General features: G+C 28.9%; 24 protein-coding genes, 1 pseudogene and 1 other annotated feature. Of the genes and pseudogenes, 16 read left to right on the top strand and 9 right to left on the bottom strand.

Annotated features, from left to right (window positions below; translation table 11 throughout):
* Positions 1-97: 97 nt before the first annotated feature.
* From KQI42_RS12670 to cutD, 3 genes are read left to right on the top strand one after another with little or no spacing between them, the layout of a single operon-like run.
* Positions 98-1096 (top strand): DMT family transporter, encoded by a 999-nt coding sequence (locus KQI42_RS12670; RefSeq protein WP_216520314.1) that lies wholly within the window; start codon positions 98-100, stop codon positions 1094-1096.
* Positions 1097-1098: 2 nt separating this feature from the next.
* Positions 1099-1386 (top strand): hypothetical protein, encoded by a 288-nt coding sequence (locus tag KQI42_RS12665; RefSeq protein WP_216520312.1) that lies wholly within the window; start codon positions 1099-1101, stop codon positions 1384-1386.
* A 12-nt stretch (positions 1387-1398) separates the two neighbouring features.
* Positions 1399-2349, top strand: coding sequence for a choline TMA-lyase-activating enzyme (gene cutD / locus KQI42_RS12660; protein WP_216520310.1), 951 nt, complete (start codon positions 1399-1401; stop codon positions 2347-2349).
* A gap of 103 nt (positions 2350-2452) precedes the next feature.
* On the opposite strand, the pseudogene KQI42_RS12655 reads toward cutD, so the two are convergent.
* Positions 2453-2611, bottom strand: a pseudogene (locus KQI42_RS12655) (TetR-like C-terminal domain-containing protein); the annotation flags it as partial.
* A gap of 263 nt (positions 2612-2874) precedes the next feature.
* Between KQI42_RS12655 and KQI42_RS12650 the strand changes: the two are divergent.
* Positions 2875-3588 (top strand): LytR/AlgR family response regulator transcription factor, encoded by a 714-nt coding sequence (locus tag KQI42_RS12650; protein ID WP_216520308.1) that lies wholly within the window; start codon positions 2875-2877, stop codon positions 3586-3588.
* On the top strand, positions 3575-4846 hold the full coding sequence (locus tag KQI42_RS12645) for a sensor histidine kinase (RefSeq protein ID WP_216520305.1): 1272 nt from the start codon (positions 3575-3577) through the stop codon (positions 4844-4846). Before KQI42_RS12650 ends, KQI42_RS12645 begins: the two co-directional genes overlap by 14 nt.
* Here KQI42_RS12645 and KQI42_RS21825 read toward each other — a convergent pair whose 3' ends face one another.
* A complete protein-coding gene (locus KQI42_RS21825; protein WP_216520303.1) occupies positions 4847-4987 on the bottom strand; it encodes a cyclic lactone autoinducer peptide in 141 nt (46 codons plus the stop codon). It abuts the gene before it with no gap.
* Positions 4950-5540, bottom strand: a complete 591-nt coding sequence (locus tag KQI42_RS12635; RefSeq protein ID WP_246566505.1) for an accessory gene regulator ArgB-like protein — start codon at positions 5538-5540, stop codon at positions 4950-4952. Before KQI42_RS12635 ends, KQI42_RS21825 begins: the two co-directional genes overlap by 38 nt.
* Before the next feature lie 303 nt (positions 5541-5843).
* Here KQI42_RS12635 and KQI42_RS12630 point away from each other — a divergent pair, with 303 nt between their 5' ends.
* Positions 5844-6311, top strand: a complete 468-nt coding sequence (locus tag KQI42_RS12630; protein ID WP_216520299.1) for a hypothetical protein — start codon at positions 5844-5846, stop codon at positions 6309-6311.
* A gap of 308 nt (positions 6312-6619) precedes the next feature.
* Complete coding sequence (locus KQI42_RS12625; RefSeq protein WP_216520297.1) at positions 6620-7147, top strand: hypothetical protein; 528 nt, start codon at positions 6620-6622, stop codon at positions 7145-7147.
* Between the two features lie 567 nt (positions 7148-7714).
* Here KQI42_RS12625 and KQI42_RS12620 read toward each other — a convergent pair.
* The 3 genes from KQI42_RS12620 to KQI42_RS12610 all read right to left on the bottom strand — a co-directional run bounded on the left by KQI42_RS12620 (position 7715) and on the right by KQI42_RS12610 (position 10229).
* Complete coding sequence (locus KQI42_RS12620) at positions 7715-8893, bottom strand: sensor histidine kinase (protein WP_216520295.1); 1179 nt, start codon at positions 8891-8893, stop codon at positions 7715-7717.
* Positions 8886-9569: a response regulator transcription factor gene (locus KQI42_RS21690; protein WP_216520293.1), complete on the bottom strand. Its 684-nt coding sequence runs from the start codon at positions 9567-9569 to the stop codon at positions 8886-8888. The genes KQI42_RS12620 and KQI42_RS21690 overlap by 8 nt, the downstream gene beginning before the upstream one ends.
* A gap of 201 nt (positions 9570-9770) precedes the next feature.
* Complete coding sequence (locus tag KQI42_RS12610) at positions 9771-10229, bottom strand: DUF4342 domain-containing protein (RefSeq protein WP_216520291.1); 459 nt, start codon at positions 10227-10229, stop codon at positions 9771-9773.
* 179 nt (positions 10230-10408) lie between these two features.
* Here KQI42_RS12610 and KQI42_RS12605 point away from each other — a divergent pair, with 179 nt between their 5' ends.
* A complete protein-coding gene (locus tag KQI42_RS12605) occupies positions 10409-11197 on the top strand; it encodes an ABC transporter ATP-binding protein (RefSeq protein ID WP_216520289.1) in 789 nt (262 codons plus the stop codon).
* Between the two features lies 1 nt (position 11198).
* Positions 11199-12848, top strand: coding sequence for an ABC-2 family transporter permease (locus KQI42_RS12600; RefSeq protein WP_216520287.1), 1650 nt, complete (start codon positions 11199-11201; stop codon positions 12846-12848).
* 249 nt (positions 12849-13097) lie between these two features.
* Here the strand turns inward: KQI42_RS12600 and KQI42_RS12595 are convergent, their stop codons facing one another.
* Both KQI42_RS12595 and KQI42_RS12590 read right to left on the bottom strand, forming a co-directional pair.
* Positions 13098-13970, bottom strand: coding sequence for a hypothetical protein (locus KQI42_RS12595; protein WP_216520285.1), 873 nt, complete (start codon positions 13968-13970; stop codon positions 13098-13100).
* Positions 13967-14764: a MerR family transcriptional regulator gene (locus KQI42_RS12590; RefSeq protein WP_216520281.1), complete on the bottom strand. Its 798-nt coding sequence runs from the start codon at positions 14762-14764 to the stop codon at positions 13967-13969. Before KQI42_RS12590 ends, KQI42_RS12595 begins: the two co-directional genes overlap by 4 nt.
* 227 nt (positions 14765-14991) lie before the next feature.
* Here KQI42_RS12590 and KQI42_RS12585 point away from each other — a divergent pair, with 227 nt between their 5' ends.
* The 6 genes from KQI42_RS12585 to KQI42_RS12560 all read left to right on the top strand — a co-directional run bounded on the left by KQI42_RS12585 (position 14992) and on the right by KQI42_RS12560 (position 21952).
* Positions 14992-16368, top strand: a complete 1377-nt coding sequence (locus tag KQI42_RS12585; protein WP_216520279.1) for a copper amine oxidase N-terminal domain-containing protein — start codon at positions 14992-14994, stop codon at positions 16366-16368.
* Positions 16369-16533: 165 nt separating this feature from the next.
* Positions 16534-17724, top strand: coding sequence for a radical SAM protein (locus KQI42_RS12580; protein WP_216520277.1), 1191 nt, complete (start codon positions 16534-16536; stop codon positions 17722-17724).
* Between the two features lie 157 nt (positions 17725-17881).
* Complete coding sequence (locus KQI42_RS12575) at positions 17882-18409, top strand: sigma-70 family RNA polymerase sigma factor (RefSeq protein WP_216520275.1); 528 nt, start codon at positions 17882-17884, stop codon at positions 18407-18409.
* A 2-nt stretch (positions 18410-18411) separates the two neighbouring features.
* A complete protein-coding gene (locus tag KQI42_RS12570; protein ID WP_216520274.1) occupies positions 18412-19494 on the top strand; it encodes a DUF4179 domain-containing protein in 1083 nt (360 codons plus the stop codon).
* A 96-nt stretch (positions 19495-19590) separates the two neighbouring features.
* Positions 19591-19819 (top strand) — a binding site (T-box leader).
* A gap of 279 nt (positions 19820-20098) precedes the next feature.
* Positions 20099-21388, top strand: a complete 1290-nt coding sequence (gene aspS / locus KQI42_RS12565; protein ID WP_216520273.1) for an aspartate--tRNA(Asn) ligase — start codon at positions 20099-20101, stop codon at positions 21386-21388.
* Positions 21389-21481: 93 nt separating this feature from the next.
* Positions 21482-21952, top strand: coding sequence for a YdeI/OmpD-associated family protein (locus tag KQI42_RS12560; protein ID WP_216520272.1), 471 nt, complete (start codon positions 21482-21484; stop codon positions 21950-21952).
* Positions 21953-22136: 184 nt separating this feature from the next.
* On the opposite strand, the gene KQI42_RS12555 is transcribed toward KQI42_RS12560, so the two are convergent.
* The gene (locus KQI42_RS12555) at positions 22137-23138 is read right to left on the bottom strand and encodes an aminopeptidase (protein ID WP_216520270.1); all 1002 of its coding nucleotides are present in this window, start codon (positions 23136-23138) and stop codon (positions 22137-22139) included.
* 182 nt (positions 23139-23320) lie between these two features.
* Here KQI42_RS12555 and KQI42_RS12550 point away from each other — a divergent pair, with 182 nt between their 5' ends.
* Positions 23321-23695 (top strand): hypothetical protein, encoded by a 375-nt coding sequence (locus tag KQI42_RS12550; RefSeq protein WP_216520268.1) that lies wholly within the window; start codon positions 23321-23323, stop codon positions 23693-23695.
* Positions 23696-23698 lie beyond the last annotated feature (3 nt).

Here is a 23698-nt window from a genome sequence, read left to right as displayed (position 1 = left end):
CAAAAGGAAATTATAGAATATAAGTCTAATTTTAAGTATTCTTCAAATTTTATGACACAGGTTGAACTTTGTAAATATATATTAAGGAGGAAATGATATGGCAGAGATGAACAATGCCTCAGCCCTTGAAATTAAAAAGCAAATGGATGCAAAGTTTTCTAGACAAGGTGTAGCCCAAGGCTTACTTTCTGGTATTACTTTCGCAATTAATGGTGTTATAATAGGCTTGGCTTTAACTATGGCTCCTTTTACATCAGGTGCTAGTGTATTTGTAGCTCCATTAGTAGGTGCAGCTATGAATGATGGTATGGCAGCTATATGGCTATTAATCTATAATATATTCAAAGGAAACTTTAGGGAAATAGGACGTAGTTTTAAAACTTTCCCAGGATTTATGGTATGTATGGCAGCTGTACTTGGTGGACCTATTGCTAATGGAGCATATTTATTAGCTATACAATTTGCAGGTCCTGCTTATGCTATTCCTATTTCAGCTTTATGTCCAGTAGTTGGTGCTATTTTAGGTCGTATATTCTTAAAACAAAAAATTAGCCCACGTGTAGCTTTTGGAATGCTTATATGTGTTGCTGGTGCTATTCTTATTGGTTATGTGCCACCTGAAGGTAACTCACCTAATTTTTATCTTGGTATAATATGTGCTATTATTGCAGCTTTTGGTTGGGGAGCTGAAGGGGTATTATCTGCTTTTGGAATGTCTATGGTAGATCCAAATGTAGCTATTAATATTCGTCAAGCAACATCTGGTATTATATTTACTTTAGTTGTTTTACCTTTAGTAGCAGGATTTAGAATGTATGGTGAACTTTTAGCAACTCCTAGTACTTTGGTGGTTGTTGCTATGGCGGCTTTAGCGGCAGCTATATCTTTCTTATCTTGGTATAAGGCTAATAGTAGTATTGGTGTAGCTCGTGGAATGGCATTAAACATCACTTATTCTCTTTGGGGAATTGTTTTTTCCTTTTTCCTAGGTGGAGTAGTGTTAACAAAAAACCTAGTAATTGGTGCTATAGCTGTTTTCATTGGTGCACTATTAGTTGTAATTAATCCACTAGAAATGTTTAGCAAGGGGGAATAAAAATGGCATCATTGTTACCTTTACGTTTTAGAATGTTACATTTTTTTTCTACTGTTAGTGAAGCTTCAGCAAATGATTTATTGGAAGGCTTAAAATCTGAATATGGTAGTGAAAGACAATTCAGTAAGAAAAACTTTATTGAACATTTATTAACTATGAAGGAAAATGGAATAATTGATGAAACAAAAGTAGAATTAGACAATAGCGGTGATTTGTGTATATATTATGCTATCAATGACGAGGGCAGAAGTTTGTTAAAAAAATATCTTCCTAAATCTTGGAAGGCTTAGGAGCTGAAGGCGATGGATTCAAATCTTGAAAAACGAGGTGTAATTTTTAATATTCAGAAATACTCTATCCATGATGGACCTGGAGTTAGAACTATAGTTTTTTTTAAAGGCTGTCCATTACGATGTAGATGGTGTTCAAACCCAGAGGGTATTTCATCAAAGTATCAAGTTATGACCTTAGAAGACAGATGCATTTCCTGTGGTAAGTGTGTAGAAGCCTGTCCACAGGGGGTCCACAGCCTACAATTATTAAGTGACGGATCTGTTGAGCATCGAGTAAATAGAGAAGCTATATGTATTGGATGTGGTCAATGTGAAGCTAATTGTCCACAGGAGGCTGTTCGTATAGCTGGGAGAGAAGCAACGGTTAAAGAAGTTATGGACGTTATTATGCAGGATAGTGCTTTTTATTGGAGTTCGGGAGGTGGTGTAACCCTTGGCGGCGGCGAAGTTACTAGACAACCTGACTTTGCAGCAGCCATTCTAGAGGAATGTAAAAAACAAGGGATACATACAGCCATTGAAACCTGTGGATATGCAGAATGGGATGTTATGAAAGAACTAGCTAAACATGTAGATTTATTTTTATATGATTTAAAGCATATTGATTCTGAGGAACATAAACGACTAACAGGAGTTAATAATGAAAGAATTCTTAAAAATATGATAGGTCTTTTTCAGATAGGGGCCAATGTAACTGTTCGTATGCCTCTTATTACTAATATGAATGATTCACGTGAAGCTCTTGAAAAAGCTATGAAGTTTATAGAAATAGTTAGTAAAGATGGGAATTTACAAGGCATTGAAGTATTGCCTTATCATAAGCTTGGAGTTAGTAAATACAAGCAGCTAGGACTTAAGTATTCAATAGATGAAGACTTTGGCTATACTCGAAAACAGTTAGAAGAAATAGAAGAATTTCTTAAAAAATTCAACTTGCCAATACGAGTTGTAAAACATTAAAAGGGCTCATGTGTTTAAATAAAAAAACTTTAAACTAGAAATCTTAGTTTAAAGTTTTTTATTTTTGATATATCTTTTCAAAATAGTATTTTATAATAAAGATTTAATATCCTTGTTCATACTTCTTGAGAGCTTTTTCCATTTCTCCTTCTATTAATTTATTGAGTTTTTCGATAATAATTTCAGGAGGCTCTTTCATACCGTCTTTCATCCATATAATAACTAAGTTGGCAAAAGCATAAGTGTAAAAATTTGCAATAAACTGTTTATCCTCATATTATTTTGTATATGAATAAATTATATACGAAAAAGGCGAACTCTTTTAAATTTCATTTTTCGCAACGTAATAATTGGGTATAGTTTTAATTAGTATCTAACGTTAAATTAGGCCTTTATTAATTTAAAATATTTTGATATACATATTGTCCTCTAAAACTGCTACTTTTAACATAGGCTGGTTGAACTTTCCATATTTTTCAAATATAATAAAATTATATAATCATCAATAATATAGGGGTGATTTAAATGGCTAAAATATTAATTGTTGAAGACGAATTATTAATTGCTAATGGACTAGCAGCTATTATAAAGTCTATAGATGACGAATTAGATGTAATAATAACTGGTTACGCTGAAGAAGCATTAAGGTATGCAAAAAATAGTCATTATGATGCATTCTTATTGGATATTCAGCTTAAAGATTATTCGGGACTTGAATTGGCTAAAGAAATAAGAAAGATGAATAATTATAAACTAACTCCAATTATATTTATTACTGCTATTCCTACACGAGAGTTAATGGCTTTTAGAGAGATACATTGTTATGACTATATAGTTAAGCCTTTTAGGGAAGAAGAGGTAAGAAAGGCCTTGGAAACAATAATTCATCATGGAATTAAAAAAGATGATAAAAAGAAATACATAAAATTGAATCAGAAAGAATATTCTTATCTCATAAGACAAGACGAAATTATTTATATTGAAGCGAAAAATAAAAAAGTATTTATGATAACTACCAATGAGACCATTGACTTATCTACTTATACATTGTACAAGCTTTTAGATGAGCTGTCAGAAGACTTTGTGCAATGTCATAGAGGATACATAATTAATATAAGCTATATTGAAAAAGTTGATAAAGTGAATAATCTCATTAAACTCAAGTATATAGACTCTCTTATTCCCATAGGAAGGAAATATAGAGAATGTTTGCGAGGTAAGATTCATGAGATTAATTGAATTAATTATAATGGCAATGTTTGATGTAGTAGGTTATATTATCATATCAAAAAGATTAATAAATCATAATAAATTAAATAAGCTGCTATGTGGAATATGTATTTTAGTATTTTCAATAATTATTGGAATAAATGGGGGATATATATCTGCATGGCGTAATTTCTTTATTGGAGGAATATTAATTTGCTGTATAAACTATTTGTTGTATAAGATAGAAATTATAGAGATTATATATGTTTACATTTTAAGTACAATCATTGTAATATCTACGCAATTATTAAGTATAGTTTTATTAGAATTTCTTATAGGAAAGGTAGAATATACCTTTACTTATGGAATGGTTTCACAGATTATATCATTGATTATAATTACTTTTATAAGTGAATATATTCCAATTCATTTAATGTTCCGGTTTATTTCTAAAAATAACAAAGTATTTAAGTTACTGATACTAAATTTATTAGTTTTGCTGGTATCTATATTATCATATTGGTATATGGACATTGATGGTATTCTAGAAAATATAATCAGTATGGCAGTTCTTTCGATAGGAGTTATTCTTGTTAATTTTGTTTTATTAAAAAATGGGCTTAGAAATGAATTTGAAGAACAGCAATTACAAATCTATGAGAAGTATTTACCAGTTATTGATGAGTTAATCAATGAATTGAGGACTAGACAGCATGAATTTGACAATCATATTCAAGCACTAAAGATGCTTACCATAACGAGTACAGACTATGAAAGTATTATTAGTTCTATGAAAAGTTACATAAATGATTTAGAGATAAGCAATGATTTGAGAGATTTGGTTAAACTTGATAATAAAATATTGGCTGGATTTTTATACAGTAAAATAAGTAACGCAAAGAAATTAGGCATCAAATTTCGGATTATAATAGAGGATTATCAATTCAAGTTAGATTTAATGGATTATGAGTTAATAGAGATTATGGGAAATCTAATAAATAATGCATTTGAGACAAAAGTAGAGGATAATTCTGTCATACTTATATTATCAAAAGAAAAAGATATGAATGTTATAGAGCTAAGGAATAAACATCCATATCTAAAAAGGGAAAGCATCGATAATATCTTCAGCATGGGGTTTTCTACTAAATCCCATGCTGGAAGAGGTTATGGCTTGTACAATATAAAAGAAATAGTCAAAAAATATAATGGGAAAATTGAAATATTAAACGAATTGTATTACGGAGAGAATCATATAGTATTTAGAATATTATTTGCTATAAATTGATTATTTTAAACAATCAGGACATTCTGGTTCTCCCCAGAACAAATAACAAGCCGTGTTAGCAACTGCCAAAGGTGCTGCTGAAACTAGAAGGTGACATATGATGCTAAATGGTTTTCTTAAAACTGAATTTATGATTTTCATAAAGCATAACCCCCTTTGCTATTAATATCTGAAAAGCTTGTAATGTTATGACCCATACAGAGCTAGTAAAGTATGGGTTTTTGTTTGTAAAAAAGTACAGTGAAAAATGGATAAACATTAATATTGTACTCGCCAATTTAAACTGCTGCCTCTTCCTGTGAGAGTAAGTGGGTCTAGATTTCCCACATATTGGAGCAAATAAAACAACTGTAAGTAATGAAAATATAAATAAGATAATTGCAATTTTAAAATTAAGAGGAATATGAGTTTTTAAAAATATAGATGTATAAAAGAAAATTCCACTAAATATTATACACCCAGCATATGTTTTAAAATGCAAACCTCCCGTAAACAATCTAATCATTAATAAAGCTAAAGATGAGTAAATGAAGTCAGTTCTACTACCTAATATTGAAAACAGAATAAATAATATAAGAAGTTTTGAAAAATCGCCTATAATGATTTCTAATGAGTATTTTAATTTAGCACTATCAACTTCAGAAAGATTAAATTCATTTTCGAAATATTTATGTAGTCTATCAGTGAGAATCATTTTAATCACCTATAATTCTTCTATTTTATTAATAATATATCATAAGTTGTAAATTTGTAAATACAAAATGGACGAACGACATGTTTACGAGGATGAACAACAATTTTTTTAAAAAATATGTTGTTTATCCCGATAAAAGTGTCGTTCGTCCAAATTGATTGAAAAATTAGATTTTTGATGATAATATTTGAGGTAAATAAATTTAAGATATTCCTTTGTATGCTTATGGTGATTAACTTTATCTCGCTTGTTGGAATCTTTAACCATAAAGATAAATTTAATTTATATGAGGAGGAATGTGAAATGATAAATAAAAATTTTCTTATTACTCTTTTAAAAGTGATTCTAACCATAAGTATGATTTCTTGTATAATTATATTGTTTTCTTATATCATTGGTATATTTATGACATTAAGAGGGACATCCATCTTAAGTAATATGGTGTATTTTTTAAAAATATTAAATTGTATAGTATATATATTGATAATACATGAGATGTTTAAGTTATCAGATAAAATGAAATTAAATCTGTTTGACATAGAGAGTTCAAATATATTTAAAAAACTTGGATATTATGTAGTTATACTTGCAGGATTTGATGCAGTATTAAAAATGAAGACACCAAGCAACATACAATTTATATATATCCCAAAAGTAGGATCATTAAAGGAAACATTTTTAATATATCTAATTATAGGTGTTTTATTCCTGGTATTATCTAAAACTTTTAGAGACCATTTTGAAGTCAATAATGAAGATATAGAAAGTTAACTATAGAGACTTTAAAATATTTTAAAGTAGATTAAAAATTACAGATTGCAATAATACCTTGATTTAAAATAGAAAAATTATTATTTTTTGTGGTAAAAAGGCTAAATAATATTATTACCAGAATATTTAGAATAGAGAATATGACATTCCCCTTAAAAAGCATGATAACTTCATATATGGAGATATCATGCTTTTTAATACCATACTACTTGTATTGCAGAGAAAGTATTGTATAATGAAGTTGTTGTTATTAAAGATTAACTAAAAAGTATTAATAATGTTAAGAAAATATAAAGGAGATACATTAAATGAAGACGTTTTATTTAATGAAAAAATATATATTGATAATATTAAATTTTATAATTGTCTTAGCACTTGATTATGTAAATACTAAAATTTATAAAGGAGTATTATTGAGTGATATATATTTGGTACCATTGATACTATTAGTAATAGCTGCGTTTTATATTAAAAATTTCAAGGATAGAGGATTTAAAATATATACAGGAATAAATTTTATTGTAATATTAGTTTTTATAATAAACATTTATATTAAATTACCCACATACACTTATCAAGATGCTCAAAAAGCTCTAAAAGCTAATATTTCTAAAGAAAAAAATATTTTATTAGAAAATGTTATAGCATACCCCCCTAAGAATATAGGTCCAGCTTTTGCAATATATAATCCATATGAAAAAAATAAGTTAATAGATAAAGAATACTTGATTTATATATCAGAAGGGAATAAAGAGATAGACTGTTATATATTCAATCCAATAAACGGAGAATATGAAATTTATCCACTCAAAAATTTCTATAAAAAGAATCTATAAGCTATATTCTGGATACTTCCTTATTATTAAACTCCACAATATAGAATGTTTGATAATGTAACTTTTAATATCGAATAAAGCAATGCCTAAGCATGGACATTTATGGAAGAGTTTAGTATTAATGACATTTCCCTTAGAAAGCATGAAATCTTTATATATTGGGATATCGTGCTTTTTATATTTATACTGTAAGAAAGAAATAAATTACTAGACTAAATAAATATAGGTAGGAGCTAACCCTACATGCTAACCTGCTCTTCCCATAGGTGTATTGGTGCCAAAGGTCATATATATATTTCTTTTTGTAAAAGACTATCTATATATAGTAGTATTGAACATGTTAGAAGTTAGAGTTAAATATATAAATTAAGGATATCTTAAATCTGTATCAATTAAAATGGACTTGAAGATACTAGCTTTTAGTTACAGAAATTTTAAAAATATAATTTATTCAATGGATATGAGTTAATGGGAAAGTTGATAATAGATAAGCATGATAATAGAATATTTCTTGCATAGACATATGAAGAAATAACAAGGAACTTCCAGCGACATAAGAGAACAGATTTATATCAAAGGAAGCTCCACTGTGACCTTAGTTCCTATATTAACTTTACTATTAACAGTAATAGTACCCATGTGATTATCTATAATCCATTTTGCAATAGATAATCCAAGACCTGTTCCACCGCTTTCTCTAGTTCTTGACTTATCAGTTCTATAAAATCTATCAAAGATATGAGGAAGGTGTTCTTGAGAAATTCCCATGCCCGTATCTTCTATAGTTATAATAGCTTTATTATTTTTCTTATAAGAGTTTAATCTTATAGTCCCGCCAGAAGGAGTATACTTTATACTATTATCTAAAAATATTCTTAAAGCTTCTTTTATAAGGTTTTTATCTGCATTTACAATGATATTTTCGTTTTGCTCATTTCTTATTATATGACTATCATCGATTAATTTAGTTTCTGTTAGAATTTCTTCTATAAGTTTATTAAGAGGAAATTCTTCTTTGTTTATTTTCTGAGTATGCTTATCACCTCTAGCAAGGAAAAGAAGATTTTCGACGAGGTTTTTCATATTTTCAGATTCACTTTTAATGGCTTCAAGAGATTCTTCAAGAACTTCTTTATCTTCTTTTCCCCATCTATCCAGAAGATTTGCATAGCCTTGTATTACTGAGATAGGAGTTCTAAGTTCATGAGAAGCATCGGAAACAAATTGATTTTGTTTTTCAACAGACTCTTGAAGTCTGTTAAGGGTTTCATTAAAGGTTATAGCAAGGTCTTTTAATTCATCCTTTGATCCTCTTACATCTAGTCTTTTATCAAGGGCATTTATGGATATTTCTTTTACCATTTTTGTCATTGTATCTATTGGAGAAAGAAGTTTTTTACTAGTTTTTGACCCAATAAATACGATTAAAAATAGACCTAATACATTAGAAATCAATAAAATTATACCTAAAACCCATACATAATTATGGTAAGAGCTATCGGCTATATAATAGCTAAAACCTACTAAAGCAAGGGTGCTGGTTATAAGAGATATTAATATAAAAATAAATACATAACTAAGGGTTAACTTAAATGTTATAGAAAATCTAAGTCTGTTACTTATTTTTTCTATTCCTTGTTTCAATAAATTAAATAAAAATTCCATTACATATACTACAATAGACAAGATACCTTTAAATAATTTATATAAAAGGTTAAATACTAATTTTAAGTTTGATCTATTCATCTTTCAGTTGATACCCCACTCCTCGGACAGTATGGATGAACTTTTTATTATACTTATCATCAATTTTACTCCTAAGATAACGTATATATACATCTACTATATTTGTGTCTCCTATATAATCATATCCCCAAACTTTTTCAAGGATATTATCTCTTGTTAGAACCAGACCTTTATTTAACATAAGATACTTTAATAAATCAAATTCTTTTTTAGTTAAATCAATAGGGTTTTTATCATAGGTCAAAGAGTATTGATCCATATCAAGAATTAAATTCCCAACCTGAATAATATTTGGCTTGAAAGAATCAATCCTCTTATGCTTAAAAACTACTCTTATTCTAGCCAATAGTTCTTCTATTGCAAAAGGTTTTGTGATGTAGTCATCTGCTCCTCTATCTAACCCCATTACTTTATCCATTACATCGTCTTTGGCTGTAAGCATAATAACTGGTACTTGAGAAGCTAATCTTAATCTTCTTAATATCTCCATGCCATTTAAAGATGGAAGCATTACATCTAATAGAATAAGGTCATATTCTTCATTTAAAGCTTTTTCTAATCCTTGTCTTCCATCTTGTTCAATATCTACTATATATCCTTCATGTTGAAGCTCTAGCTGTAGAAATCGACCTATTTTAATTTCATCTTCTATAATTAAAATTTTTTTCTTATTCACTGAAAACCCTCCTTTAATATGATTATACTCTTTTTAGGAGGTTACAAACAGTATAAATAAAGCCTACTGGTTATTCAGCAGGCTTTATTTATAACGAATAGAAAAGTTCTACTTTTTCTTTTTTAATGAAGGAACTCGTTCTGACCTAAATGAGTTTTAAGAAAAGCTACCTTAATAATGTTTCAATGGTTGCTTTTCTTATTATTCTCTAAATTCCTTTACAACTTTATCTGTAACAGAAGTTAAATCGTTAGATATTTTATCAATTTTATCATTTATACTACATTCTTCTCCATTACTTTTTTCAAGTCTTATTCTATGATGTGTTAATACAAGTAAAAGTAATGCAGCTATAGAAAAAGGTAAAGTGAATACTCCAATTATTAATGCAATTAAAGAAGAAATGTTTAATACAGTTTTTTCATTTTTATATACAACAAAGTTAATATTATTTAGTTTCGATATTATATCCTTAATACTATTAACAAAAGGGGAATTTTTAATTTGTCCTCCCTCAGGTTTTATTCTATCTTGCTCTTCTAGATAGGAAAGAGCTTCAACTATATTACCATTATATTTTTCTAAAGCTTCTTTAGCTTCTTTATAACTTACATTGGCTCTTTTTCGTAGTAAATCAATTTGTTCAAGAGTAATTTCCATTTCAATACCTCCTATTTATTATTTTCTATATTTATATAATAGGACATTAGAATTAAAGAACTATTAGTTAAACATTAAAATTTCATTAGAAAATTTAAAAAGTTAATTTATTATAAAACTCTATAGAAAATAAATATGGTATAATGTAGTAAAAATGTAAGCAAGGGGTGATAAATTGTATGGAATCTAGAGATCCAATAATAACTATAAGGGACTTAAGGAAGAGCTTTGGCACCAAGGAGGTTTTAAAAGGAATAAATTTAGATGTATATGAGGGGCAAATAATAGGATATATAGGACCTAATGGTGCCGGAAAGAGTACTACAGTTAAGATAATGCTAGGATTAATTGGAGGATACCATGGAGAGATCAAGATTCTAGGGCAGGATATATCTAAAGGAAATGTAGAATATAAGAGAAAGATAGGATATGTTCCTGAAACAGCAGAAATATATGATAACTTATCGGCAAGAGAATATTTGACTTTTATCGGAGAATTATATGGACTTAATTATAAAAAAGCTGATAAAAAGGCTGAAAAGCTAATGGATCTTTTTGGTATAGGCAATGTCTACGATTCAAGAATAAGCTCCTACTCAAAGGGAATGAAACAAAAAGTACTTATAATATCAAGCTTACTTAATGATCCAGATGTTTTATTTCTAGATGAACCTTTAAGTGGTATCGATGCCAATAGCGTAATGATTTTTAAAGAAGTTTTATCTGAGCTGGTTAGGAAAGGTAAGACTATATTTTATTCTTCTCATATTATGGAGGTTGTTGAAAAAATAAGCAGTAGAATAATACTTATAAATAATGGAATGATTGTGGCAGATGGCAGCTTTGAAGAATTAAAAGATAAGTCTATGGAAGGATCTTTAGAGGCAATATTTAATGAATTAACAGGATTTAAAGAACATAGAAAAATAGCCGAAGAAATAGTATCCATAGTTCAAGAGGTGGATTAACATGAAAGATTTTAAAGTATTAAAAATTTTGGATATATTTAAATTCATCTTTGAAAAAGCAGGTATAGATTATGACGTAATGAGGAGAATACTTGAAATTAAATTTACTTTAGATGGAAGAAGAGTTCCAACGATAGTAGGAAATTCATCTTCTAAGAAGAAAGATGAAGATAGCAATAGTTTTATTAAATCTTTAGGCGTTTATTTACTGTTAGGGATTATATTAGTTTTCTTTGTTACAAAAGCAGATAATTATTTATATCAAATGAGTTTTGTCTTTGGGATACTAATGTTTATGATGATGACTTCTCTAATATCCGATTTTTCATCAGTACTATTGGATATAAGAGATAAAAATATTATATTATCTAAACCTGTAGATAGCAAAACATTAAATATGGCAAAAGTACTACATATACTATTTTACATGTTCTTTATAACCATTTCTTTTTCAGGACCAGCCCTTATAGTATCCTTATTTAAACAAGGTGGTATATTCTTTTTAATATTTTTGGCAGAAATAATTCTAATGGATTTACTTATTGTGGTATTGACAGCTTTATTGTATCTCTTGGTACTAAAGTTTTTCGATGGGGAAAAGTTAAAAGATATAATAAATTATGTTCAGATAGCTTTAACCATAGCATTATCAGTAGGGTATCAACTTTTAGGAAGACTATTCGATTTTGTTGACTTTAAGAATGTAGTATTTAATCCAAAATGGTGGCAGTACTTTATACCTCCTATATGGTTTGGAGCACCTTTTGAGCTAATCCTAAATAATAATCGTGAAACCTATCTAATAACTTTTTCAATATTAGCTCTTCTAGTTCCAATAATTTCAATAATAATATATGTAAAATTAACCCCTTCTTTTGAAAGAAATTTACAAAAGCTGAATAGTAGTGGTGGAAAAACTGGCAGTAGAAATAATAGAATAACAGATTTTACGTCAAAGTTAGTTTGCAGAAGTGAAGAAGAAATAGTATTCTACAGGTTTGCAACCAATATGATGAAAAATGAAAGAGTTTTTAAGCTAAAGGTATATCCATCTTTAGGATTTTCAATTGTATTTCCATTTATATTTTTATTTAATGGATTAAGAAATGGTGGATTAGAAGGCTTAGTATCTAGTAAAATGTACTTTAGTATATATTTTACTGCCTTGTTGATTCCAACTATAGTTATGAACCTAGGACATTCAGGTAACTACAAAGGGGCTTGGATATATAGAGTAGTACCCTTTACTGATGCTAAATCTATATTTAAGGGAACTTTAAAAGCTGCTCTAATGAACCTTATATTACCCTTGTATATTTTGATAAGTATAATTTTCATGATTATATTTAAAGGTAAAATAATTGTAGATTTAATAATAGTATTTTTAAACATATTATTGTTTATGGTAATCTGTTTTAGAACGACAGATAAATCTCTGCCTTTTTCAAAGCCCTTTGAATTAGCTGAGCAAAGCCAAGGATTTTTAGTTATGATAATAACATTTTTTACTTTAGGGCTATTGGGGCTCATTCACTATTTAGCTATAAGGACTAACTATGGGTCTTATATATATATAGCAGCTTTAATAATTGTTAATATTGTAATATGGAAAAATTCTTTTAATATAGCTTTAGAGGAACTAGGAGAGTAAAAATATGACTTATTAATCGTTATATTTAGGAATAAGATCTTAATTAAAAAAGATGAAATAAAGATACTTATAGTGTGAAATCTACTTATAATTAAAATAGAGAAACCGCCTGGATTAATGCAGATAAATAGTAGAAGCTAGGCGGTTTTGCTTTACATGTGATATCTTTTTTATCTTGGGAATATGGAATAAAAAATGTTAACTAGTTTAATGTTTATAATTTGTCTATTGATTTGTGATTGGAGCAGCCTAATGATTAGGATCAGAAAAGGATTGTTTTTTCATTTTAGATATTGACTTACTATGATAAAATGCAATCAGAAAAACAGGTATTCCGCTAATTATCAATGATAGGTAAGACTTAAAAGGTGAATTCGTGGAGAAGTTATAGATTGTAGGAATAATAGCGATAACAACATAACAGATAGAAAGATAAATAATAGTTGCTGTTTTGGTTCTATGTGTTAAGTACCATTTTGTTATAAAAAATACTGTAACTATGGCAAAGAACATGATTACAAAGGCAAATATATCCGTTGATCCTTTCATATAATCAACATTGATTATCCACGCAAGGACAATTCCTGAAAGAGAAAAACCAACGCCAGTAATTACAGCAGAGATTATTGCCTTTTTATTTTTCCCTATAGATTTCATCAATCCATGAGACGTTTTTATTGTTACCAAATAAGAAAACAAAAGTGTTTGAGTTAATATTTCTGCAAGTCCACCAAATTTTAAGTTCCACGATAATTGGGAAGGAACATAATAAATAAATTCTTCGATAGAAAACGGAGAGGTTGATGGCGTATTTACAATTCCAATTACAAGAAGTATTATCCATAATCTAAGCCATCCCAGCTTTTTATCGAGAAAGCTATCCTTGAATATTAAAAATACAACTCCAAATAAAGTCCCTCGAATAACTTGAAACAAAGGTGCCATTTGTACAATTATGCTATTCATGTCCCGCATATAGTTTGCAGCATTTAAAGTCAATGATGATTGATAATCAAATAAGACTGAAAACAATATTCCGCAAAGGATATAGGTAGCCACATGAGTAATTGATACTCGAATAATAAATTTAAATTTTTCCTCTACTGGAATGGTTACATTCATAAATTTTCCTCCATTTCTGATATTTTAATACCTTGATTTTGAAAGTAAAAATTTATGGCTGGTTCAATAAACTCATCGACAATAGATTGTTTTTCTCGCATTTCTTTATCCCAGTTCTGTTTACTTTGGTTAAACTGCAATAAGGCAGGTATCAGGCTCATATCACCACCAGTGAACTCCATTACCATAGTCCACCACTTTCTAGCAAGTTCTTGTCCCTTTTCTCCTTCTGGTATCTCACCTTGATTTTTCAAGTGAATTGTTTCATCACATAGATTTTTCCATTCCTCAAAGAGTGAATGTGCCAAATCGGGATAATTTGAAAATCGTTCTTTCAGGTGAGTCATTAGCCGATTATCAAAATGTTTGACAATCCAATATCCCTCATTTTTTAGGCGAAGTAGAGATATAATATCAGCATATTTCCCAAAATCCACTTGCTGCATTTGACGTACTTCATTTTGCAAGGCTATGATAGCTGAAAGTGCATTTGTCAGATTGTCGATTTGTTTCTGGACAGCTTCTTTTTGCTGTTCCAAAACCTCTATAACTTGTTGGGGTGTATCAAGAGAGATTAGGTGATTTTTGATTTCATCGAGTGTAAATCCTAAATATTTCATAGACAGGATTTGATGTAGTCTAATTATATCTTTCTCTGTATAAAGCCGTCTACCTCCTTGGCTTTTTGCTGAAGGTTTCAGCAGACCTTCTTTATCGTAGTATTGCAGAGTTCGCACTGTAGTGTCCATCTTTTTAGCGAGTTCTCCTATTGTAAGTAAATGTTGTCCTTCCATTTAGAATCCCTCCATATTTATAGTATATAGTATGACGTAACGTCACAAACAAGTGATTTATAAAAAAATTTTAAAATAACTATTTGTTTTTAACTTCATACTAATTTGTAAATAGTTTGTAATGTTATTGTAACCTGCTGCTATAAAAGATATGGTAGTATATAAATATATTATAAAACAATTAAGAAGATATCTAACTTTTGTAAACGGAAAAGGAGATGGTAATATTGAAAAAGCAAATTTTGACAGGTGCTTTAGCTTTATCTATTACTATTAGTGGGACTACTGTTTTTGCAGATACTGAAACGTCAAATATTCCAATAGAAAAGAATATTACACAGGAAAAGATTTCTGTAAAGGAAAATAATGATATTAAACCAATTAAGGAAGAACAAGTGATTCCTAGAATGGTAATAGGTAATAAGACGATAGATTTAAAAGGTTTCAATCCTTATTATAAAGGGGATACACTAATGGTTCCTCTAAGAACTATAGCTAAAGATGCATTAGGGTTTGAAGTTACTTGGAATAATGAAGAAAGAAGTGTAGAGCTTAAAAATGGTGCTCAATGGACTAAAGTGAAACTAGGAGAAAACTCTTATTTCTTTGCAAGAGTAGCACCTTTTAAACTATCAGAAGCACCAGAACTTAATCATAGTATAACTTTTGTTCCAGTAGAATTCTTTAGTCAAGTATTAAAATATGAAGTTTCAATAGAAGATGGAAATTTAATTATTAAAAATGACAATACAGATAAAGAAGATTCTAGTAGCAAAGAACAAATTCTTCATGGTTTTGTAAAGAGAATAGTAGAAACAGGAGGTAGGAAAGCTATTTTAGTAGGAGGAGATGAATCTACTACAGGAATAGATGAAATTTTACTACACGTAAATGAAGATACACAAATAGTTGATAAAGAAGGAAAGGCAATTTCAGTTGATGATTTAAAAGTTGGTACAAAGGTTGAAGTAACATTACCTGAAATAATGACAATGAGTCTTCCTCCTCAAGGAGCAGCTATTAAGATCGTAGTAAAAGAAGAAGAAAGCTTTCAAATAGTTAAAAAAGAGTTTAAAGACGATAAGAAGAAAATGGTTATTAGATATCCACAAATCCAAGGTATGAAAGGTGAACTAACAGAAGATTATTTGAATCAAGGAATTGAAAGTTTTATTAATTCAATTAAAGGAAATGATTTATATAAAAATTTAGAATTAGACTATGAAATTAGTTTACTAAGTGATGAAAAGATTAGTATTCTTTTCAAAGGTTCTTTTGATGGACTAGACGGTAAAGGGAAGAATATTATAAAGAGTTTAAATTTTGATTTAAGCTCAACTAATGAAATAACCTTTGATAACTATTTTAAATCTGATAAAGATTCAAAAGAAAAGTTAAAGGAATTGCTAGATAAGAAGGCAAAAGAAAATGGTCTAACAGAATTTGAAGCCGAAGGAGTAAGTATTTACTTTAAAGGCTCAAATGTAGTAGTTTATTATTATCCTTTAGATGATTCTTATACATCTCCTGTAGAATTACATCTGCAATTAAAAGAAATTAAAGATATTGTAAATACTAATTTTGGAGAACATCCAGTTAGCTAATAAAAAAATAGCCTTTTAAGGCTATTTTTTTATATTAATTATATTATTAAGGCTATAGTAAGATTTTGTAGTTATAATCTATATTAAAGTGGTATAATTTATTATATTGTCAACAAAGAACAATTTAAGAACCAAAAATTAAGAACTTTTTAGACGAATTTATTCATGAGATCTACGGAAAGATATGAAACAGTCTGTGATAAAGCTTATGGAAGAGTATTAGAAAATAATGGTTTAAGGGGGACAAGGATGGAAAGTGTAAATTATAGTGAAGAATCCAATGTAATATTGACAAAACTCCTTAGTGAATCCATAAGATTACTTATGGAGGATTTCATAAAAATAGCTATTAGTGATTTTCCTTCAGCAAAGAATATTATAAAGATTGCATTGAAACAAAAGAGTTCGCAAAATATTAGAATGGAGCATGAAGAAAATGGACTTCATGTACCGCCTTTTATGATAGCTTCTATTACAAGTGTATGTAATCTAAAATGTAAAGGCTGTTATGATAAAGTAAAAATTCATAATTGTTCATTAGAGCTTAATGAGAACCAATGGTCAGATATTTTTACCCAAGTAAGAGATCTAGGTATATCATTTATATTATTAGCAGGAGGAGAACCTCTCACTAAAGAGAAAGTCATTAAAGAGTGTATAAAGTTTCCAGAAATTATTTTTCCTATATTTACAAATGGAATGTTAATTAATAAAGAATGGGTAGAATTTTTTTCTTCATCTAGAAATATAATACCAGTTATAAGCATTGAAGGAGATAGATATCAAACAGATAAAAGAAGGGGTAGAGGTGTATTTGAAAGAGCTTCTTTAAGTCTTAATCTACTTCAAGAAAAAAATATATTTTACGGAGTATCCATAACTATTACAATAGAGAATTTTGAAAGTGTTTTAAATGATGAGTTTATTACTGCTTATATTGATAAAGGATGTAGAGTGTTTTTCTTTATTGAATATATTCCATTTGATAGTTCTACAAAAGACCTTGTAATATCTACGACTCAAAGAGAAGAGCTTGTTAACAGATTGAATAAATTGAGAAAAAAATACAAAGGAATATTTATAGCATTTCCTGGGGATGAAGAAAAATTTGGGGGATGTTTAGCATCAGGAAGAGGATTTGTCCATATTAATTCTATGGGATCAATAGAAGCATGTCCTTTTGCACCTTATTCTGATGTTAATTTAAAAGATATGACTCTTAAAGAGGCTTTAAGCTCCCCTATATTAAGAGAAATAAGAAGTATTCATGGATTACTGAAAGAGCATAAGGGCGGTTGTGCACTTTTTGAGAATAGGGAAACAGTAGAGAAGATTTTAAATAAACTAGATATTTAATTTTATTATTTTTAAATAATTGTAACCTTAGCCATAAGCTAAGGTTTGTTTTTTTACTTTATAAATTAATGGAACGTTTTTAATAGATGATACGTCTAATATATGAAAGGGGTGGAGGGATCAACTAATGAAATAAATAGGAAAGGAGTGAAGACCTTTGACTGATGAAATAAATTTTCATAAAGCTAAAAATGGGGATAGAGAAAGCTTTCGTAAACTGTTGGACCCCATAAAAGATAAACTATATAGGGTAGCTCTTATTTACATGAAAAATGAAGATAATGCATTAGATTGTGTGCAAGATTCTATTATAAAGGCTATACAATCCATAGATAATATAAAGGAACCACAATACTTTAATACTTGGATTACTCGTATTCTTATAAATACCTGTAAAGATAACTTAAGAAAAAATAAAAGAGTAGAAATATATGATGCAACTACTTTTGAAAACATTTTCGAAAATAAGTTTATCCAAAGCGACGGCAATATAGAAGAAAGTATAGATCTATATAAAGCTTTGGATAATTTAAAAGAAGAAGATAAAGAATTAATAGCTATGAGATATATGAGTGATATGAGTATAAAGGATATTTCTCAAGTAACTGATGTTCCGATGGGAACTATTAAAAGTAGGCTTAGCAGGACATTAAAGAAGTTAAGAGTTTATATGGAGGAGGTATAGGAATGAAACAGAAGGATATAGATAAAATTAAAATTTCATCAAGTTTAGATGATGTAATTGAGAATGCTATTGAAGAAGGATATAAAAGGAGGAATAGATCAGAAATGAAAAATAAGTGGAAAAAACGAGGAGTAGCAGTAGCAGCAACAATTATAATTGGAACAACAGCATTTGGAGTAGCATTTCCAACCTATGCTAAGGATATCCCTATTATTGGGAACATATTTGAATATTTAAGTGAAAATAAAAATGGAAGCTATACAGGATATAAGGATTATTCTAAAACCTTAGGCATGGTACAAGAAAGTAATGATATTAAATTCACTTTGAATGATGCCATATATGATGGAACAACAGTCATGGTTACATACACCATGGAAAGTAAGGAAGACTTAGGTGAGCAAATAACTGTTAGAGACTATCTTAGTATTAAAGGGTATAAAGGCGGAATGGCGGGAAGTAGTGGAGTTTATAAGGTAAGAGACAACACCTATATAGGTTTCACTAGAATGTCTATAGATCAGGTTAAAGACGAACTTGATGTTGAGTTAACTGTTGATAGCGTAAAGGACTTTGAAGATTTAGATATAAAAGGTGATTGGAAATTTAAATTTAACCTTAAAAAGACAGATACTGATATTATGATAGCTAACAAAAGTGTAGAGAAAGAAGGTATAAACTTAAATATAGAAAAGATAACTTTTACTCCAATGTCTACTATTATACATTATAGTCAACAAGCTTCAGATGAAGCATTAGGAGAATACCATAGTGTATATACAGAATTAGTGGAAGTTAAGGATGATCTAGGAAATGTTTACGTAGGTGAAGGTAATGGAGGATCTGGTACTAAAGCTCTTATGAATTGGACGTCTACCTATGAAAAAATAGATAAAAATGCTACTAAGCTTATAATAACTCCTAAAGTGGAATTTAGTGTATTAGGAGAAGATGGTCACAGAATGATTGGTCCATCAATCCTTAAAAGTGATAACCCAGAGAAAGAAGTATTGGATTACTTAAAAGAAAAAGGAATAATGCCTAAAGAGATGATTCTAGATGATATAATTATTGAGTTAAAATAATTATTAGGATTTTATTGGTAAAAATTATAGCTATATATTTTTAAATATACCCTTGACAAAATGATTATTAAATCATATTATAGTTGTTAAAATATATTAAATTCTTTGAAGGGAAGAGTAAATATTAGCTGAGTATCTAAAGCGAGTGGAGGTTGGTGGAAGCTCCATGAGAAAGGTAGTATTGAAAGACATCCTAGAGGAGTTTGTCTGAAATTTAAAGTAAGACAAATCGGATTCCGCCGTTAAAGGGATTAGAGATGACTTAGTTATTTATTAGCTTTGTCGAAACAGGATGGCACCGTGAGCTATAGCTTTCACTCCTATATGGTAGTGAAAGCTTTTTTTATAACCCATAGGAAAGTCCTATTTTCCTTAATTTAAACTTTCTGTAATGGGTTTCAAAAAAAGGCTTCCTTAATATATTAATGCTCCAATAGGAGCCTTTTTTATAATTAGAACAGGGTTTCTAATTAATATAGTGCTATTATATTGTTTCCTAGACTAATAATATAAGGTTAATTAGGGTGGCACCGCGAATTTTCGCCCCTTGAGTTTTATACTCAAGGGGATTTTTGTTTATTAAATTTGAAAGGAGAGGTTGATAATGAAAAGAGTTATGATAAATGAATTAAATAGCTATATAAACGAAAAAGTCAAAATTCAAGGATGGATTCATCGTATAAGAAAGCTTAAAGAAATCACCTTTATAATTTTGAGGGATAGAACTGGATTGGTACAATGTGTTATAGATAACAAAGCAATAGATGTGGGCAATATAAAATTAGAATCTGTAGTATCAATTTTAGGAGAAGTGAAAGAAAGTAATAATGCACTAAATCCTTTTGAAGTTCTTGTGGAGAACTTTGAAATACTAAATGAAGTAAAAGAAGAACTGCCTATTGAGATTAATAAAAAGGAATTGGAAGTCAACTTAGAAACTATGCTGAATAATAGAGTTCTAAGTTTACGTCATGAAAAAATAAATTCCATATTTAAAATACAAAATCTTATAGTACAAGGATTTAGAGAATTTTTGACAAAAGAAGGATTTACAGAGATTTTTACACCTAAGATTGTAGCTGAAGGTGCTGAGGGAGGTACGGAAATATTTGAAATAAAGTATTTTGAAAATAAAGCGTATCTTGCCCAAAGCCCCCAATTTTATAAACAAATGATGGTTGGAGCTGGATATGAAAGGGTCTTTGAAATAGCTCATGTATATAGAGCAGAACAGCATAACACTAATAGGCATTTAAATGAATATATAAGCATGGATTTTGAGATGGGGTTTATTGAAAGTGAAGAAGATATAATGGACATGGAGGAAAGTCTTCTAAAATATGTATTAAATAAGGTAGAAAAAGAAGGGAAAAAGTATTTAGAAATATTGGATACAGTTATACCTAATATGCAAAATACTATTCCTAGGATTAAGTTGAGTGAAGCTTTAGAAATTCTAAGAAAAGAATATAATAAAACTGACATAGATGGAGATTTAGATCCTGAAGGAGAAAAATTAATTTGTAAGTATGCAAAAGAAAAATTGGGATGTGAATTTATATTTTTAACTCATTATCCAAGGAAGAAAAGACCTATGTATACAATGCCTTGTGGTGAAAATGAAACTCATAGCTTTGACTTGTTATTTAGAGGTATTGAAATAACTACCGGTGGTCAAAGAATCCATGAATATGATATGTTAATAGAAAATATAAAATATAAGGGATTAAACCCAGAAAAATATCATAGTTATACTTCTATATTTAAATATGGAATGCCTAAACATGGAGGTCTTGCTATTGGACTTGAGAGAATAACTATGCAGATTCTTGGATTAGAAAATGTAAGAGAGGCTTCATTAATTCCTAGAGATAGAACTAGGTTGACTCCATAGCAAGGCATAAGTTAATATTGAAGATTCAGTAAGAAATATATGAGTATATAGATAAGACTTTTAAGGATTAAAAGGGGAAGGAGGAAATAAAATATGCTAAAAATATATGAATTTAAAGAGACTATAAAAGCTCATGAAGGGCTTGATGGGGCATATGTAGAATTTCCATACAATGTTAAAGAGGAATTTGGTACCAATGGAATAGTTAAAGTAATTGCTACTTTTGATGGTGTAGAATATCGTGGTGCATTGGTTAAAATGAGTACGCTATGCCATATTATCGGAATAACAAAGGCTATAAGAAAAAAGATTGGTAAACAGCCAGGTGATGAGATAACAGTTACTATTAAAAGAGATATTGAAAACAAAGTCAATGATATGCCAGAAAGTTTTGCCATAGCTTTAAAAGAAAATAAGCAGGTGACAGGATTCTTTGATAATCTTACTGCTAGTCAAAAGAATAAATTTATTAATTTTATTGCTTCAGCTAAGAAAAAAGAAACAGCAGATGCAAGAGTGGCAAAGGTTATTACTATGCTTGAAAACAAAGAGAAAATGAAGTAGAGTAAATTTAAGTTGAACTTAACTTATGCAAAGTCTCTCTTCCCTACTTTGTTATCCCTTGACTTGAGCCTGAGACTAAGGTTTATCCAACAACCTATAAGATGTCACCAGAATAGATGAACTGGTTTTTATAGTTGAAATAAGTTAAAAGAAACCCCTCCATTTATGAATAGAGGGGTTCTACTTAATTAAAAATTATGTTATCACAAGTAAATACAAAGTCCATATGGAATGGACAATCATTTTCTCCTCCGAATAAGTTATTCATTCCTAATGCTATATGATAAGTTCCTAAGGCTTTCTCATCAATAGGTGCGAATCCTATTAGTTCTTTAACTTTAGGGTTGAGTCCAATCCCAAACTCACATAGAATCCTAAAATTTTCAGGAAGAGAATTGAAAAACTTTTCAAGGTCTTCTGATGAACATTTTATAAGATTTCCATTTTCAAAAGTCATAAGAACATCTTTGTATTTTTGTCCGTTTAAGTTGATTAAAGGAATGAGTAAATTTCCATTACTGTTATTTTCTATAGGTGCTATATAAACTTCTCCTGGTGGAAAATCTCCACATCCATCATCTGAATACCATTGTCTATTATTGATATCCAACTTTAGGGAATGTTTTTTACCAGTCAGTATTTCTATACTATTTTTATTTTTAAGTTCGTCTATTTTATCTTTACATGATTTTTTTAAATCTTGAAAGTCTACAGATAAAGCATTACATAAAGAATCACTATAGACATCATATTCTATTCCAGTACCAACAGCATTTTCTTCTGTAGGAACAGTGAGTTGTATATAATATTTTTTTTCATTAGTTAAAGAATTAAATAAGTCCAATAAATATTTCTTAAACTTAGGTATATTATTTTCGGAAATGTCCTTAGGAAAACTTGGCTTATACATAAATATGTCTATTACAGATTCAAAAGAAGATAGATAGTCAGCGTATTTTTGAGGCAACCCTACATCATTATTAAGCAGATTAAGGACTACTTTTTCAAAATGTTTCTTTGAACAATGATGTGTAAAAGGAATAATTCCTTTTTTACTTAAATTCTCTGAAATTAGGTCTAAAATCTCTAAATCTTCATTATCACCCCAAAAGTTTAATAAGACAAAATCTCCTTTTTCGAAAGGAAATCCTTCGCAAATATTTGGAATAAGGCTTATAAACTCCATATTAATCTCTCCTAATCAATTTTATTTCGATGTACATCAAATCATATTCTAATACAAAGTTTCTAAAAAAGCAATCTGTTTTTATAAATATAAAATTAAATTTTATGATATATTTAGATATGTATTGAAATAAAAAACGAGATAGTATAAAATAGCTATATAAAATATAAGGGGGAGACAATATGAAAGATGTAAATTGGATAAAAGAAAATTATTTATTATTTTTAGATGAGAAACAGGAAAATTTAAAGGATCTTATCAAAGATTTACAAAAGGAAGAACGTATAGATGAAGCTAATTTAGAAAAAGTAAGATTAAATATAGTTGAAATATTTTCTAAAATGTTTAATATTAGTCTTAATGATAATCCTATGGTTTTAAAGGAAAAATACTTAAATTTTTTTGATAAAATAGCAAATCCTTGGTATATAAGCAGAGAAAAAGCTTTAAAATTTGGAAAAGGAAAAGAAGCGATAATAGAAGATATAAAAATAAAAGAAGTAGAAGAGTTAAAAAATAAATTTGAAAATTATTATAGCCAGATGGATATTGGTTAGGGG

Source organism: Tissierella simiarum, from assembly GCF_018917865.1.
Classification (GTDB): domain Bacteria; phylum Bacillota; class Clostridia; order Tissierellales; family Tissierellaceae; genus Tissierella_C; species Tissierella_C simiarum.
The sequence above is the reverse complement of the archived record's forward strand: the minus strand, read 5'-3'. Positions and strand labels throughout refer to the sequence as shown.